The 15,598-nt window shown below is 46.5% G+C and carries 19 protein-coding genes; 9 read left to right on the top strand and 10 right to left on the bottom strand.

Translation table 11 applies throughout. From position 1 onward, the window contains the following. Positions 1-11: 11 nt before the first annotated feature. The 9 genes from rpsC to rpmE form a co-directional block, all read right to left on the bottom strand. Entirely contained in the window at positions 12-710 is a 699-nt protein-coding gene (rpsC, locus tag DYB02_RS02605; protein ID WP_005383161.1) for a 30S ribosomal protein S3, read from the bottom strand. A gap of 18 nt (positions 711-728) precedes the next feature. Then, positions 729-1,061, bottom strand: a complete 333-nt coding sequence (gene rplV / locus DYB02_RS02600; protein WP_005383164.1) for a 50S ribosomal protein L22 — start codon at positions 1,059-1,061, stop codon at positions 729-731. 10 nt (positions 1,062-1,071) lie between these two features. Next, positions 1,072-1,350 (bottom strand): 30S ribosomal protein S19, encoded by a 279-nt coding sequence (gene rpsS / locus DYB02_RS02595; protein WP_004394525.1) that lies wholly within the window; start codon positions 1,348-1,350, stop codon positions 1,072-1,074. A gap of 21 nt (positions 1,351-1,371) precedes the next feature. Further along, the gene (gene rplB / locus DYB02_RS02590) at positions 1,372-2,196 is read right to left on the bottom strand and encodes a 50S ribosomal protein L2 (protein ID WP_005489461.1); all 825 of its coding nucleotides are present in this window, start codon (positions 2,194-2,196) and stop codon (positions 1,372-1,374) included. 15 nt (positions 2,197-2,211) lie between these two features. Next, positions 2,212-2,514: a 50S ribosomal protein L23 gene (gene rplW / locus DYB02_RS02585; RefSeq protein ID WP_004398471.1), complete on the bottom strand. Its 303-nt coding sequence runs from the start codon at positions 2,512-2,514 to the stop codon at positions 2,212-2,214. Further along, positions 2,511-3,113: a 50S ribosomal protein L4 gene (gene rplD / locus DYB02_RS02580; protein ID WP_005379556.1), complete on the bottom strand. Its 603-nt coding sequence runs from the start codon at positions 3,111-3,113 to the stop codon at positions 2,511-2,513. Before rplD ends, rplW begins: the two co-directional genes overlap by 4 nt. Before the next feature lie 17 nt (positions 3,114-3,130). Then, positions 3,131-3,760, bottom strand: a complete 630-nt coding sequence (gene rplC, locus DYB02_RS02575; protein ID WP_005456132.1) for a 50S ribosomal protein L3 — start codon at positions 3,758-3,760, stop codon at positions 3,131-3,133. A gap of 14 nt (positions 3,761-3,774) precedes the next feature. Further along, the gene (rpsJ, locus tag DYB02_RS02570; protein ID WP_004410492.1) at positions 3,775-4,086 is read right to left on the bottom strand and encodes a 30S ribosomal protein S10; all 312 of its coding nucleotides are present in this window, start codon (positions 4,084-4,086) and stop codon (positions 3,775-3,777) included. Positions 4,087-4,543: 457 nt separating this feature from the next. Further along, a complete protein-coding gene (gene rpmE, locus DYB02_RS02565; RefSeq protein WP_005457203.1) occupies positions 4,544-4,765 on the bottom strand; it encodes a 50S ribosomal protein L31 in 222 nt (73 codons plus the stop codon). Positions 4,766-5,059: 294 nt separating this feature from the next. On the opposite strand from rpmE, the gene priA reads away from it, so the two are divergent. The 7 genes from priA to rraA all read left to right on the top strand — a co-directional run bounded on the left by priA (position 5,060) and on the right by rraA (position 13,088). Then, a complete protein-coding gene (gene priA, locus DYB02_RS02555; protein ID WP_029803675.1) occupies positions 5,060-7,264 on the top strand; it encodes a primosomal protein N' in 2,205 nt (734 codons plus the stop codon). 293 nt (positions 7,265-7,557) lie between these two features. Beyond that, positions 7,558-8,604, top strand: coding sequence for a DNA-binding transcriptional regulator CytR (gene cytR / locus DYB02_RS02550; protein ID WP_254894148.1), 1,047 nt, complete (start codon positions 7,558-7,560; stop codon positions 8,602-8,604). A 176-nt stretch (positions 8,605-8,780) separates the two neighbouring features. Next, the gene (ftsN, locus tag DYB02_RS02545) at positions 8,781-9,326 is read left to right on the top strand and encodes a cell division protein FtsN (protein WP_005481405.1); all 546 of its coding nucleotides are present in this window, start codon (positions 8,781-8,783) and stop codon (positions 9,324-9,326) included. A 164-nt stretch (positions 9,327-9,490) separates the two neighbouring features. Then, entirely contained in the window at positions 9,491-10,042 is a 552-nt protein-coding gene (gene hslV, locus DYB02_RS02540; protein ID WP_005489705.1) for an ATP-dependent protease subunit HslV, read from the top strand. 23 nt (positions 10,043-10,065) lie between these two features. Continuing rightward, positions 10,066-11,397 carry an ATP-dependent protease ATPase subunit HslU gene (gene hslU / locus DYB02_RS02535; protein ID WP_005489452.1) on the top strand — a complete coding sequence of 444 codons (1,332 nt, stop codon included), beginning with the start codon at positions 10,066-10,068 and terminating at the stop codon, positions 11,395-11,397. A 184-nt stretch (positions 11,398-11,581) separates the two neighbouring features. Continuing rightward, positions 11,582-12,499, top strand: coding sequence for a 1,4-dihydroxy-2-naphthoate polyprenyltransferase (locus tag DYB02_RS02530; RefSeq protein WP_017449001.1), 918 nt, complete (start codon positions 11,582-11,584; stop codon positions 12,497-12,499). Between the two features lie 76 nt (positions 12,500-12,575). Continuing rightward, positions 12,576-13,088, top strand: a complete 513-nt coding sequence (gene rraA / locus DYB02_RS02525) for a ribonuclease E activity regulator RraA (protein WP_005457192.1) — start codon at positions 12,576-12,578, stop codon at positions 13,086-13,088. A 104-nt stretch (positions 13,089-13,192) separates the two neighbouring features. On the opposite strand, the gene zapB is transcribed toward rraA, so the two are convergent. Next, positions 13,193-13,435 (bottom strand): cell division protein ZapB, encoded by a 243-nt coding sequence (gene zapB, locus DYB02_RS02520; RefSeq protein WP_005481417.1) that lies wholly within the window; start codon positions 13,433-13,435, stop codon positions 13,193-13,195. A 346-nt stretch (positions 13,436-13,781) separates the two neighbouring features. Here zapB and glpX point away from each other — a divergent pair, with 346 nt between their 5' ends. Together glpX and DYB02_RS02505 are read left to right on the top strand one after the other, a co-directional pair. Then, on the top strand, positions 13,782-14,789 hold the full coding sequence (glpX, locus tag DYB02_RS02510) for a class II fructose-bisphosphatase (RefSeq protein WP_021449542.1): 1,008 nt from the start codon (positions 13,782-13,784) through the stop codon (positions 14,787-14,789). A 145-nt stretch (positions 14,790-14,934) separates the two neighbouring features. Continuing rightward, complete coding sequence (locus DYB02_RS02505; RefSeq protein ID WP_005484031.1) at positions 14,935-15,549, top strand: helix-turn-helix transcriptional regulator; 615 nt, start codon at positions 14,935-14,937, stop codon at positions 15,547-15,549. Positions 15,550-15,598: the final 49 nt, after the last annotated feature.

Raw genomic sequence — 15,598 nt, 5'->3', positions numbered from 1 at the left:
CTGTCGACTCCTTACTTACGGCCTTTACGCTGCTTCTTAGGCTTGTCGCCTTTAGGCTCTACAGCGTTAGCTGCTGGCATTCCACCTAGGATTTCACCTTTGAAGATCCAAGTTTTAATGCCGATCACACCGTATTGAGTGTGAGCCGAAGAAGTTGCGTAATCAATGTCAGCACGTAGAGTGTGTAGAGGCACACGGCCTTCACGGTACCACTCTGAACGTGCGATTTCAGCGCCGCCTAGACGACCGCTTACTTCCACTTTGATACCTTTAGCGCCTAGACGCATAGCGTTTTGTACTGCGCGCTTCATAGCACGACGGAACATAACACGACGCTCTAGCTGAGACGCGATGCTGTCACCAACAAGTTGCGCATCTAGTTCAGGCTTACGTACTTCAGCGATGTTAATTTGCGCTGGTACACCTGCAATTTTAGCTACAGCTGCGCGTAGCTTCTCAACGTCTTCACCTTTCTTACCGATAACAACGCCTGGACGAGCAGTGTGAATAGTCACACGGATGCTCTTAGCAGGACGCTCGATAACGATACGTGATAGAGACGCTTTTTTCAGTTCACTTGTAAGGAACTGACGTACCTTGAAGTCGCCGTCTAGGTTGTCAGCGAAATCTTTGGTGTTAGCAAACCATGTAGCATTCCAAGGCTTAACGATGCCTAGACGAATACCATTTGGATGTACTTTTTGACCCATTGCTTACTCTCCTAGTCTCTAGCGATCTGCTACAACAACAGTGATGTGGCTTGAACGCTTCAAGATACGATCCGCACGACCTTTAGCACGAGGCATAATACGCTTCATGGTTGGGCCTTCATCTACAAAGATTTTTGCGACATTCAGATCGTCAATATCTGCACCTTCGTTGTGCTCCGCGTTAGCGATAGCAGACTCTAGAACTTTCTTAACTAGTGCAGCAGCTTTTTTGTTGCTGAACGTTAGGATTTCTAGAGCTTGGTCAACAGATTTACCACGGATTAGATCCGCAACTAAGCGAGCTTTCTGAGGCGAAATGCGAGCAAAGTTATGTTTAGCAATTGCTTCCATTATCTACTCCTTAGCGCTTCTTAGCTTTCTTATCCGCAGCGTGACCGCGGTAAGTACGTGTTGGTGCGAATTCACCCAGTTTGTGACCGATCATTTCATCAGTTACAAATACTGGTACGTGCTGACGACCATTATGGACAGCGATGGTCAAACCGATCATCGTAGGGATGATCATTGAACGACGGGACCAAGTCTTAATAGGCTTTTTGTCTCCGCTTTCCACCGCTTTCTCTACCTTCTTCAGCAAGTGTAGGTCAATAAAAGGACCTTTCTTGAGAGAACGTGGCATGGCGATTCCTCTTTATATAGATTACTTGTTACGACGACGTACGATGTACTTGTCAGTGCGTTTGTTCTTACGAGTCTTGAAGCCTTTAGTTGGCATACCCCAAGGAGATACTGGATGACGGCCACCAGAAGTACGACCTTCACCACCACCGTGTGGGTGATCAACCGGGTTCATCACTACACCACGTACGGTTGGACGTACGCCGCGCCAGCGTGAAGCACCAGCTTTACCAAGTTCACGTAGCATGTGCTCAGAGTTACCAACTTCACCGATTGTTGCACGGCCTTCAGAAAGAACTTTGCGCATTTCGCCAGAACGTAGACGGATAGTTACGTACGCACCGTCGCGAGCAACGATTTGAGCGTAAGCACCAGCCGAACGAGCTAGCTGACCACCTTTACCAGGTTTAAGTTCAACATTGTGTACAGTTGAACCTACTGGGATGTTACGCATTGGTAGAGTGTTACCAGCTTTGATTGGTGCATCAACACCAGACTGAATAACATCACCAGCTACAACACCTTTAGGTGCTAGGATGTAGCGACGCTCACCGTCTTTGTAAAGAACTAGAGCAATGTTTGCGCTACGGTTTGGATCGTATTCTAGACGCTCAACTGTCGCTGGGATACCGTCTTTAGTACGTTTGAAGTCAATTACACGGTAGTGATGCTTGTGACCACCGCCGATGTGACGTACTGTGATACGACCGTTGTTGTTACGACCGCCATTCTTAGAGTTTTTCTCTAGAAGAGGTGCGTATGGCTTGCCCTTGTGTAGGTCAGCGTTAACAACTTTAACAACGTGACGACGACCAGGGGAAGTCGGCTTACATTTAACAATAGCCATTTTTAACTACTCCTGTTATTCCGCGCCGCCAACAAAGTCAAGATCTTGACCTTCTTTCAAAGTAACGTACGCTTTCTTAACGTCGCTGCGGCGACCTTGGCGTAGACCTTGACGTTTGGTCTTACCCTTAGTGATAAGAGTATTTACAGACTTAACTTCAACTTCAAATAGCTTTTCTACAGCTGCTTTGATCTCTTTTTTAGTTGCATCTTTAGCTACTTTGAAAACGATAGTGTTCGCTTTCTCAGCTGCCATAGTTGCTTTTTCAGAGATGTGCGGTGCACGTAGAACTTTTAGGATACGCTCTTCAGTGATCATGCTAGCATTTCCTCTACTTGCTTAACTGCTTCTGCAGTCATTACAACTTTGTCAAACGCGATTAGAGATACTGGATCGATACCAGCAACATCACGTGCGTCAACTTTGTATAGGTTACGAGCAGCTAGGAATAGATTCTCATCTACTTCGCTAGTCACGATTAGAGCGTCAGTTAGCTCAAGCTCTTTCAGCTTAGCAACTAGCTCTTTAGTCTTTGGTGCTTCAACTGAGAAGTTATCAACAACGATTAGACGCTCTTGACGAACAAGCTCAGAAAGAATGCTCTTCATAGCACCGCGGTACATTTTTTTGTTTACTTTTTGGCTGTGATCTTGTGGTTTCGCAGCAAAAGTAACACCACCTGTACGCCAGATTGGGCTACGAATTGTACCAGCGCGAGCGCGACCAGTACCTTTTTGACGCCATGGCTTAGCGCCACCGCCAGATACTTCTGAACGTGTTTTTTGAGCACGTGTACCTTGACGAGCACCTGCTGCGTACGCAACAACTACTTGGTGTACAAGAGCTTCGTTAAACTCACGTCCGAAAGTAGTTTCGGAAACAGTTAGTGCATCAGCACCTTTAACCATTAGTTCCATTACTTACTCCTGAGACGTTATGCTTTAACAGCTGGTTTAACGATCACGTTGCCGCCAGTTGCGCCTGGGACTGCACCTTTAATAAGAAGCAGGTTGCGCTCAGCGTCAACACGTACGATCTCTAGGTTTTGAGTCGTTACACGCTCAGCACCCATGTGACCTGCCATTTTCTTGCCTTTAAATACGCGACCTGGAGTCTGACATTGACCGATAGAACCAGGAGCACGGTGAGACAATGAGTTACCGTGAGTCATATCTTGAGTACGGAAGTTCCAACGCTTAACAGCGCCTTGGAAACCTTTACCCTTAGATGTACCAGTAACGTCTACTTTCTTAGTTTCGTTGAATAGTTCAACAGTTAGTTCAGCACCAACTTCGAACTCTTCGCCGTTTTCTAAACGGAATTCCCAAAGACCGCGACCAGCTTCAACGCCAGCTTTAGCAAAGTGACCTGCTTCAGCTTTGTTTACGCGGTTAGCTTTCTTAGAACCAGCTGTAACCTGAATTGCAGCGTAGCCATCAGTTTCAAGAGTTTTCACTTGAGAAACACGGTTAGCTTCAACTTCAACAACAGTTACTGGGATAGAAACGCCTTCTTCAGTAAATACGCGGGTCATGCCCACTTTACGACCGATTAGACCAATCATACTTCTAATCTCCCTTAACCTAGGCTAATTTGAACGTCAACGCCCGCAGCAAGGTCTAGACGCATTAGAGCATCAACAGTTTTGTCTGTTGGCTCAACGATGTCGATTAGACGCTTGTGAGTACGGATTTCGTACTGGTCACGTGCTTTCTTGTTAACGTGTGGAGAGATAAGAACTGTGAAACGCTCTTTACGAGTTGGTAGTGGGATTGGACCACGAACCTGTGCGCCAGTGCGCTTAGCTGTTTCAACGATTTCCGCTGTAGAAGCATCGATTAGTTTGTAATCGAAAGCTTTTAGGCGGATACGGATACGTTGGTTCTGCATGAGACAGAGCTCCAATTTTAAAAATTACACAAACAATATCGCCACTCAAACTCGTCAAGACGAGAGAATGCCGATTGATTTATGTGAAACCGTAGCATCCAAGATTAGGACGCATTGTCAGTTAATTTTCGATTAACAATCCCTACGTGCCAAAGTCACCTTTGGGGATAGTTTTTCCGAAGAAAAGATAGCTAATTGTATTAACCGCGAACATAAGCTGAGTCTACATTACCTAACAGTCCTAGAAGGAAGTTAGCTCCTCACTGCTCATTGGTTCACAACTGGCTTAACCAGTGCGACGCATTATACAGATCACACTTTAGGTTGCAAGGGCTGAATGAAAAATAATCGAAACTATTTTTAACTTGCTGTTTTATGGTCACCTGCACAATGGGCCATAAACAAAAAGGACGCCGAAGCGTCCTTTTCTAAACTGTAATCGTAATAGCAGTTGCTATTATTTCTTACCGCTTGATAGTGCACCGAAACGCTTGTTGAAGCGATCAACACGGCCGCCTGTATCAACGATACGTTGCTTACCAGTGTAGAATGGGTGACACTTGTCACATACGTCTAGGTGGATAGACTCTTTACCTAGAGTAGAGTTGAACTCGAAAGAGTTGCCGCAAGAACAAGTAGCGTTTACTGCTTTGTATTCTGGGTGGATACCAGCTTTCATGGGATAACCTCAATAGTAGGCCGTGTCGCTATACGAATCTAAGCCGCACACCACACGCAATTAATAATAAAATGGGATACCGCACCAACCAGTTGCTGAAGCCATATCTCAAGGCGCGATATAGTAATGAATCCCCTAGATAGGATCAATACGTATGGCAATTTTTTCGCCACTTTTTTCACCAATCCGGTGATATTAGTATATTTCCGAACACACTCCGTAGGTTGACTCGTATTCCTGGGACGATTTTAATAAACTCTACAGTCCTTTCTTCTTTTATATAGCTATGAATCTATGCGTCCATCCATTGCTAGAGTGGCACTGCCCGTACCTCTCGACAAACAATTTGACTATGCCATCCCAGGACACCTGTTTCCTATCATTGGCGGGCGCGTATCCGTACCTTTTGGACGTCAAACGTTAGTTGGCATCGTCACCGCGATGGTTAATCACTCGGATTTCCCCAAAGATCAACTCAAGCCAATCAAAGCAGTTCTTGATTCTCAGCCGGTATGGCCTGAAAAGCTTTATTCGTTGCTGATTTGGTGCAGCCAGTTCTACCAATACCCACTTGGAGATACGCTACACAATGCGATGCCAGCAGCTCTGCGTAAAGGAAAGCCTGCAGATTTTGCGACGCTACAAGAGTGGCAAATTACCGAATCCGGTAAAGACAAGCTGATGCAAGGGCTTGATCGTCGAGCGATCAAACAACAGAAGGTCTTGCAAATGTTGGTTAACGGCGCTTTGCCTCACCAGGAATTTGTCGACCAAGAGATAACCTCAACTGTACTAAAGTCTTTAGAAGATAAAGGCTGGATTGAACGTATCGAGAAGAAGCCTGCAATCACCCAGTGGGGACAGCACGTTGAATGCGACGTCGAGAAGCCAAAGCTCAACCACGAACAAGCGCTAGCTATTGCGAGCGTAAATAGCCAAACAGGTTTTGCCTGCTATTTATTAGAAGGCGTCACGGGCTCAGGTAAGACAGAAGTGTACCTCAACCTGATCAAGCCGGTCTTAGAGAAAGGTAAACAAGCCTTGGTTTTAGTACCAGAGATTGGCTTAACACCACAAACCATCAACCGCTTTAAACGCCGTTTTAATGTGCCAGTTGACGTTATCCACTCCGGATTAAACGAGACGGAACGTCTGAATGCGTGGCTTTCTGCACGCGACAAAGCGGCCGGAATCATTATCGGCACACGATCTGCCCTACTCGCGCCTTTTGCTGATCTCGGGATTATCATTGTGGACGAGGAACATGACACCTCTTACAAACAGCAAGATAGCTTGCGTTATCATGCACGCGATGTTGCTGTAATGCGCGCCCATAAAGAACAAGTTCCGATTGTTCTGGGCTCAGCTACACCTGCACTGGAGACATTGCACAATGCCTTGTCAGGCAAGTATCACCATTTAACCCTGACCCAACGCGCAGGCTCTGCGGTTCCTACTTCTAATAAAGTGCTCGACGTCAAAGGTCAGTATTTAGAAAGTGGTTTATCTGCCCCATTGATTGCGGAAATGCGCAAACACCTTAAAGCAGGCAATCAGGTGATGCTGTTTCTTAACCGTCGTGGTTTCTCCCCTGCTCTCATGTGCCATGAATGTGGTTGGATTGCCGAATGCAAACGTTGTGATGCTTATTACACCTTCCACCAATACAGCAATGAGATTCGCTGCCACCATTGTGGCTCGCAGCAACCAGTGATTCATCAGTGTCAGGGCTGTGGTTCAACTCAACTGGTTACCGTTGGTGTCGGTACCGAACAGTTAGAACAACAATTGGCACAACTGTTCCCCGAATACAAAGCCATCCGTATCGACAGAGATAGCACGCGCCGCAAAGGCAGTTTAGAAGATGCGCTGGACTCCATCCGCAAGGGTGAATATCAAATTTTAATTGGCACTCAAATGTTAGCTAAGGGACACCATTTCCCCAATGTAACGCTCGTTGCCTTGCTAGATGTTGATGGCTCTCTATATAGTAGCGACTTCCGCGCCTCCGAAAGATTAGCGCAGTTATTCATTCAAGTCGCAGGGCGAGCCGGACGTGCAAGTAAGCCGGGGGAAGTGGTTTTACAGACTCACCATCCTGAGCACAGTTTGTTGCAAGCCTTATTGGAAAAAGACTACCGACACTTCGCTATGACGGCATTAGAGGAACGTAAACTGGCGCAGTTGCCACCGTACAGTTTCCTGACTCTATTTAAAGCCGAAGCGAATAAGAGCGAGATCGTAGAAGACTTTCTGCGCCAAGTTCGCTTTACCTTAGAATCACACCCTTTGTTTGACGACACCTGCATGGTGCTTGGTCCAACACCATCGCCTCTCGCCAAACGCGCAGGCAAATACCGTTGGCAGCTGTTACTCCAAACCCAGCACCGTTCATTAATGCAAAAGTTATTAACCAGTGCCAAACCTGCTATTGAGTTGTTGCCTAATGCCAAAAAAGTTCGCTGGAATTTAGACATAGAACCACAAGATCTCAGCTAGCAAACGTTTAACTATGTAATGAATTACCTTTTAATGTGATGAGACTCACATCAAGATTGCAATTTTTGTTAAACAGACCGTAACTTTCCCGATAGAAATGAATAGACTATCCAAATTAGCAAAGTCTAAAGTGGGTTTACCCCATAGGCTTAGATTAAAACAATGACTATTCCCAAAATTTGAAGCAGTAGCCAAGCGATGCTTTATCGCCTACTCCCTAAAAATAACCACTAACAACGTGATTAGATAGGCACTGATTACCAGTGATAAAAACCTACGACTTCTGACAGGGAATAACGTCATCTTGGCAAAAATTTGAGAGGTTAAACACTATGGCGACAATGAAGGATGTTGCCCAGCTTGCGGGAGTGTCGACAGCTACGGTATCTCGAGCATTAATGAATCCAGAAAAAGTCTCTTCTTCAACAAGAAAAAGAGTCGAAGATGCCGTCCTTGAAGCGGGCTATTCTCCAAATTCATTAGCGCGTAATCTACGTAGAAACGAATCAAAAACGATTGTTACCATCGTTCCTGACATCTGTGATCCTTACTTTTCTGAAATCATTCGTGGTATCGAAGACGCAGCTATGGAACATGGCTACCTCGTACTGCTCGGTGACAGCGGCCAGCAGAAAAAGCGTGAAAGCTCGTTTGTGAATCTAGTGTTCACCAAACAAGCCGATGGCATGTTACTGCTTGGTACCGACCTGCCATTTGATGTCAGCAAGCCAGAACAGAAAAACCTGCCACCAATGGTCATGGCTTGTGAGTTTGCGCCAGAGCTAGAATTACCAACCGTGCACATTGACAACCTAACGTCTGCTTTTGAAGCGGTCAATTACCTAACTCAACTTGGCCATAAACGCATAGCACAAATTTCAGGGCCAGACACAGCGGTATTGTGCCAGTTCCGCCAGCAAGGTTATCAACAAGCCTTGCGTCGCGCGGGGATTAGTAAAGACCCACAATACAGTGTTATCACTGAGTTTTCTTTTGACGGCGGCGCGAAAGCTGTACGTAAGTTGCTAGAACTTCCAGAGCCACCAACTGCGATTTTCTGCCACTGCGACACCATGGCAATCGGCGCAATCCAAGAAGCCAAACGACTCGGTCTGCGCGTTCCGCAAGATTTGTCAGTGGTTGGTTTCGATGATATCAACTTTGCTCAATACTGCGATCCACCGTTAACAACCATTTCTCAACCTCGTTATGAAATTGGCCGCCAAGCGATGCTTATGATGCTCGAACTCCTTAAAGGCCATGACGTTCATTCAGGTTCACGCTTACTAGAAACTAAGCTTGTTGTCCGTGGTAGCGCAGCGCCACCGCAACGCGCCTAAGCGCTCGGTAGTCCAACGCGACCTATCATGTAAACTAACGATAAGCGGTGCCCATTGGTGCCGCTTTTTGTCTTCTCTATCTGATACGTAGCTATCAAGATTACATCAATAGGGTGTTTTCTCGACCCGTTCTGGATTAACATATTTGGAAGAATCCTTGATGACCAGAAGTAACCGTGGCAAACAGAGATTATGTGAGACGGGGGCGAGGCGCTCCAAAAAAGTCGACAAAAAAACAACCTCCCAAAAGAAAACCTTGGCGTAGTGGTCTACTTGCAATCTTGCTTGTGGGCGGTTTTGGCTATGGTCTGTATTTATTAAGTAACGACCCAGAACCGAAACCACCCGTGGTGCAACAACCTACCACGACCGTCAGTAAGCCAAAGCCGAAAAAGGATTTGCCACCACCACCTGAAGAGAAGTGGGAATACGTCGAATCTTTACCCAAGCGAGAAGTGGAAGTCGTCGCTAAAGAAATCGAAGTATCTAAAATCCCATACGTAATGCAGTGTGGCGCTTACAAAACCCAAGCGCAGGCCGAAGAGCGAAAGCTGGCTATTGCTTTCCAAGGTCTTTCGAGCAAAATTCGTAAGAAAGAAGGCAGCTCTTGGTATCGTGTTGTACTTGGCCCGTACAAGTTCAAACGCGATGCAGAGAAAGATCGCCACAAGTTGCAACGCGCGAAAATCGAACCGTGCGCAATTTGGAAAGAAAACTTCTAATCTCACAAAGACCAACCGCATTCGCTGTTGGTCTTTTTTATTCCTCGCGTGTTATTGGCATCATCAGCGTTAGCAAATGTGAAAAACGCCCTCCCCTTGAATCCCAAGTTCCTCTCCCCCATATACTGAATTAAATCCAAAGAGAAATAATTAAGAGGTCGACTGTGACTACCATTGTATCTGTACGTCGAAATAACAAAGTCGTCATCGCGGGTGATGGCCAAGTATCTCTAGGCAATACCGTCATGAAAGGTAACGCGCGCAAAGTTCGCCGCCTATACAACAATAAAGTGCTTGCTGGCTTTGCTGGCGGTACAGCGGACGCCTTCACCCTATTTGAACGCTTTGAAAGCAAACTGCAAATGCACCAGGGCCATCTGACGAAAGCAGCCGTAGAACTGGCAAAAGACTGGCGCAGCGACCGAGCTCTTCGCAAATTAGAAGCGTTACTTGCTGTTGCAGACGAAACAGCATCACTCATCATCACTGGTAACGGCGATGTCGTTCAGCCAGAAAATGATTTGATTGCAATTGGTTCTGGTGGTGCATACGCACAAGCAGCCGCAACTGCACTTTTAGAAAATACTGACTTAGATGCACGTGAAATCGCGGAAAAGGCACTGAACATCGCTGGTGATATCTGTGTATTCACCAACCATCACCACACCGTAGAAGAGCTAGACTCAACTGCAGAGCCTGAAACCCCAGCCGCGTAATCGTAACGAAGTAAGGAAAGAATATGTCTGAAATGACCCCTCGCGAAATCGTTCATGAACTGAACCGTCACATCATTGGTCAAGACAAAGCAAAACGTTCGGTTGCGATTGCCCTTCGTAACCGCTGGCGCCGCATGCAGCTAGAAGAAAGCTTGCGCGTCGAAGTCACACCGAAGAACATTCTGATGATTGGTCCAACTGGTGTTGGTAAGACAGAGATCGCTCGTCGTCTTGCTAAACTAGCCAATGCGCCATTCATCAAAGTCGAAGCAACAAAGTTCACCGAAGTGGGCTATGTTGGTAAAGAAGTCGAAACCATCATTCGTGACCTGACTGATGTCGCTGTGAAGATGACCCACCAACAAGCGATGGAAAAAGTAAAATTCCGCGCGGAAGAGCAAGCTGAAGAGCGCATTCTAGATGCACTACTGCCACCAGCACGCGATAGCTGGGGTCAAGTCGAGCAGAAAGAAGACACCTCAAACACTCGCCAAATCTTCCGTAAAAAACTGCGTGAAGGTCAGCTAGACGATAAAGAGATTGAAATCGATGTAGCAGCGCCTCAAATGGGTGTGGAGATCATGGCACCTCCTGGTATGGAAGAAATGACCAACCAGCTACAAGGTATGTTCCAAAACCTTGCCGGCGACACCAAGAAAAAGCGTAAGCTGAAAATCAAAGACGCGATGAAAGCGCTGGCAGAAGAAGAAGCTGCAAAACTTGTAAACCAAGAAGAGCTAAAAGAAGCCGCGATTTTCAACGTAGAAAACAACGGTATTGTTTTCATTGATGAAATCGACAAGATTTGTAAGCGCGGCGAAAGCTCTGGCCCGGACGTGTCTCGTGAAGGTGTGCAACGTGACTTACTTCCTCTGATTGAAGGCAGTACCGTTTCGACAAAACACGGCATGGTAAAAACAGACCACATTCTGTTTGTTGCATCCGGAGCATTCCAAGTTGCCAAGCCATCTGATCTCATTCCAGAACTGCAAGGCCGTCTGCCAATCCGTGTGGAATTGGAAGCACTGAGCAGCCACGACTTCAAACGTATTTTGACTGAGCCTAAAGCGTCGCTGACTGAACAATACATTGCGCTGATGAAGACAGAAAACGTCGATATCGAATTTACCGAAGACGGTATCACGCAAATCGCAGAAGCGGCATGGACGGTAAACGAAACCACAGAAAACATTGGTGCTCGTCGTCTACATACCGTGATGGAACGTCTGATGGACGAAATCTCTTACGATGCAGCAGAGCAATCTGGTGCTAAGTTTGTGATTGATGCAGCTTACGTTAAAGAACGTTTAGGCGATACGATCGAAAACGAAGACCTAAGTCGCTTTATTCTGTAAACTCAGATTTCACCTTGATTTTAAAGGCTATCTCGAAAGAGGTAGCCTTTTTGTTTTTCGGGCATTTGCGTAAAGATTATTCTCAGATACGTACCAACAGTCATGCCTGCCTTGTTTTAGGTCAATAGCGTATCTGCTGCTTTGTGCTTATACTGGGCACATTGGTTACTAGCACGAAATTTCCATGAAACAATCTTTGCAGATCTGGCTTGAAGCCGCTCGCCCTAAAACATTGCCTCTCGCTCTGGTGTCTATTTTAACTGGTAGCGTACTTGCATACTCAGCCGGTCATTTCTCTTTGACCATCGCAATCATGGCCTTTGCTACGGCAACCTTATTGCAGATTCTATCGAACTTAGCCAACGACTATGGCGATGCAGTAAAAGGCACCGACAATGAAAACCGTTTAGGTCCACAGCGTGCGATGCAGACCGGTGCCGTTAGTGCCAAACAGATGAAACAGGCGATCATTTTTAATATCGTGCTTACCGCCATCTCGGGCTTGGTTTTGGTGTTTTACGCGCTGAGCTCGCCAGAAAGCATCATCACCTTCATCGGTTTGGGTATTCTTGCCATTATCGCGGCGATTGCTTACACCATGGGCAGTAAGCCCTACGGTTATGTCGGCTTAGGCGATATCTCCGTATTCCTGTTCTTTGGTCTGCTAGGCGTATCTGGTACATACTTCCTGCATACTGGACATGTAGACACCACTCTATTCTTACCAGCTCTGGGCTGTGGTTTACTCGCGGTAGCGGTACTGAACATCAACAACATGCGTGATATCGAGAACGATCGCGAATGTGGAAAGCGCACGGTCGCCGTCCGTTTGGGCCAACACAAAGCCAAGCAGTACCACTTTATCTTGCTTGGTGGTGCTATTTTAGCATTTGCGGCTTACTTGTTAATTCAAGACAAACCTCTGTGGATGAGCCTACCCTTCTTATTGAGTGTTTATGTCGTCATTCATCACGGTAAAGCCGTTTGGGATACAGAAAAACCTGCACAAATCGCTCCAATGCTGCCAGTTATCGTAAAATGCTCATTAGTCACTAACGTTTTGTTTGCAACAATTGTGGTAGCTCAAACTCTGGTAAGTTAAAAAAGGATTGTCATTGCATTGACTTAATGCCTAGATATACTCAAAGACAACCAGTTTCTGTTTAGAAAGGTACGCTATGGAATACAATACCTCAGCACTCTGCGATATCTACCTTGATCAGGTCGATGTGGTTGAACCAATGTTCAGTAATTTTGGCGGACGCGCGTCATTTGCCGGGCAAATCACCACCATTAAGTGTTTTGAAGACAACTCACTGATCCGCGAAACCTTAGAGCAAGATGGTCTTGGGCGCGTGTTGTTGATTGACGGTGGCGGTTCCTTACGTAAAGCGCTCATCGATGCAGAAATTGCTGCGATTGCAGAAGAAAACGAGTGGGAAGGCATTGTCGTTTACGGTTGTGTCCGTGAAGTCGATGAACTAGAAGACATGAACCTCGGCATTCAAGCTTTGGCATCGATTCCTGTTGGCGCGGCAAACCAGGGCATTGGTGAGCTAGATGTACCCGTAAACTTCGGCGGCGTTAGCTTCCTTCCAGAAGATTACATCTACGCCGACAACACTGGCATCATCCTATCTCCAGAGCCACTTAATATTGACCTTGAGTTAGATGATACGGTCGAAGAGTAGCTTCCAGTAGCTAGTCACCTTTCGTTGACTAAAGCGCTACTCATACCCAAATACACAAACACCCGCCAAAGCGGGTGTTTTTAATTCTGGATGAAGAAGTGAAACTATTCCACTTCGTCCATTTTGCCAAGTAGTGCACGAATGCGCTCTTGCCACTGTGCGTGCTCTTGCTGAGCTTGCTGAGCTTTTTGCTCTAGATCTTCACGTTGAGAACGAAGCTCGTTTGCTTCTGCTTCTAGTTTTACTTTGTCTTCTTTCAGCTCTTCAACTTCCATCTGAAGAAGAGTGATTGTGTCAACTGCAGTTTGAATTTTAGATTCTAGTTGTTCTAGTACTTCAAAAGACATCTTGGCCTACCTATGTTATTCCGTTGGGACGATGCACGAGATTGGCGTGCAGCTTACCTATATAAGGTCATTCTACTCAGCGTCGCGATGAGAAACACTCACTATATTCGATATTTCGCATCATTCGGTTAAAAAATCGGCGCAATCTCACTAAACGCTGACTTTTCTTATCGGCGAAGCATTTTTGTGCAAGGTATTTACGCCTCTCCGCGGCAAAAATCACCCAAGTATTGATCAAATTCAACTTAGTTAAAGTAAAAGCTCAGCAAAAAGGCAAACGTTTAACTGCCGTTGTGATAGAATCGCCGCGCAAATTCCTCTTCCCTATTGCTTACTTGGAGACATCATGAAACGCGATTTAGCAATGGCATTTTCTCGTGTAACTGAAGGTGCTGCACTCGCTGGTTACAAATGGCTTGGCCGTGGTGACAAAAACGCAGCCGATGGCGCTGCTGTTGAAGTTATGCGCACTCTACTGAACAAAACAGACATCAGTGGTGAAATTGTCATTGGTGAAGGTGAAATCGATGATGCACCAATGCTATACATCGGTGAGAAAGTTGGTCTAGGTGGCGATGAAGTGGATATCGCTGTTGACCCTATTGAAGGCACACGCATGACTGCAATGGGTCAATCAAACGCATTGGCAGTGCTTGCCGCGGGTGAAAAAGGCAGCTTTTTAAAAGCACCTGACATGTACATGGAAAAATTGGTTGTTGGCCCAGGTGCGAAAGGCGTGATCGATCTAGAAAAGCCGTTGAAAGAAAACCTAGAAAACGTTGCTGGTGCGCTAAATAAAACGCTGGACACTCTGGTTGTCATCACTCTAGCAAAACCTCGCCACGATGATGTGATAGCTGAAATGCAGGCGATGGGTGTGCGTGTCTTCGCGGTGCCAGATGGCGACGTTGCAGCTTCCATCCTAACGTGTATGCCAGATAGTGAAGTGGACCTCATGTACTGCATTGGCGGTGCACCAGAGGGGGTGGTATCCGCAGCGGTGATTCGCGCACTTGATGGTGACATGCATGGCCGCCTTCTACCTCGCCACGAAGTGAAAGGCGACACAGAAGAAAACCGTATTTACGGTGCGGCTGAACTACAACGTTGTGAAGAAATGGGCGTAAAAGCCAACGTCGTCCTAAAAATGGAAGACATGGCGCGCAGCGACAACGTCGTCTTCTCAGCAACAGGCATTACAAAAGGTGACTTGCTAGAGGGGATTTCTCGCCAAGGTAATATTGCGACGACAGAGACGCTACTCGTGCGAGGTCGTTGCCGTACCATTCGCCGCATCAAGTCGACCCATTACTTAGAGCGCAAAGATCCAGAAGTTCGCGATATCATTCTGTAATTTTTAGGTTCAGCATCGCAGAGGGTTGGCAAAGTGCCGACCCTTTTTGTTTTTGGCTCACCAAATCCCCACTCAAGTTAAGTCAACACTTTTCTTTACTAAGCCTATCGCGCATAATGTGTACGGAAATACAAATGGTGGGAATATGAAGACCGTAGATAGGATATTGCAAATCGTTAAGCGTGACGGGTCTGTCACTGCAAAACAACTCTCTTCTGAGCTTGGGATGACAACCATGGGTGCTCGCCAGCACCTGCAAGGTTTAGAAGATGAAGGCATCCTGTCGATTCACGATGTAAAAGTCAAAGTCGGACGCCCTACTCGCCATTGGTCTTTAACCCAGAAGGGACATGAGCAATTCGCCGATCGTCATGGCGAACTCACCATCCAATTTATCGAAGCCGTGGAACACATCTTCGGTAAAGATGGCCTCGACAAAGTTACCTCCGAGCGCGAAAAACTGACTTTACAAAACTATCGCCAGCACCTCGACCAATGTGAGTCTTTAGAAAGCAAGCTGGAAACTTTGGTTTTTCTGCGCGAAAAAGAAGGCTACATGGCAGAGCTTGAACAAGATGAGCACGGGTTTATCTTGATCGAGAATCACTGCCCGATTTGTAAAGCCGCCACGCGTTGCCCTAGTTTATGCAAATCTGAACTGAGTGTGTTCCAGTCCTTACTCGGAGACGACACGACCGTCGAGCGTACCGAGCATATCATTAGCGGTCAACGTCGCTGCGTTTACCGAATCCGCGCTTAGATTTCGGCCCTTTCGCTCTCTCTTATAAATGAGACAGGCCAATGATTCA

Source organism: Vibrio parahaemolyticus (assembly GCF_900460535.1).
GTDB classification, from domain to species: domain Bacteria; phylum Pseudomonadota; class Gammaproteobacteria; order Enterobacterales; family Vibrionaceae; genus Vibrio; species Vibrio parahaemolyticus.
Note: the sequence above shows the minus strand (reverse complement) of the source record. Positions and strands in the feature narration are given on the sequence as shown.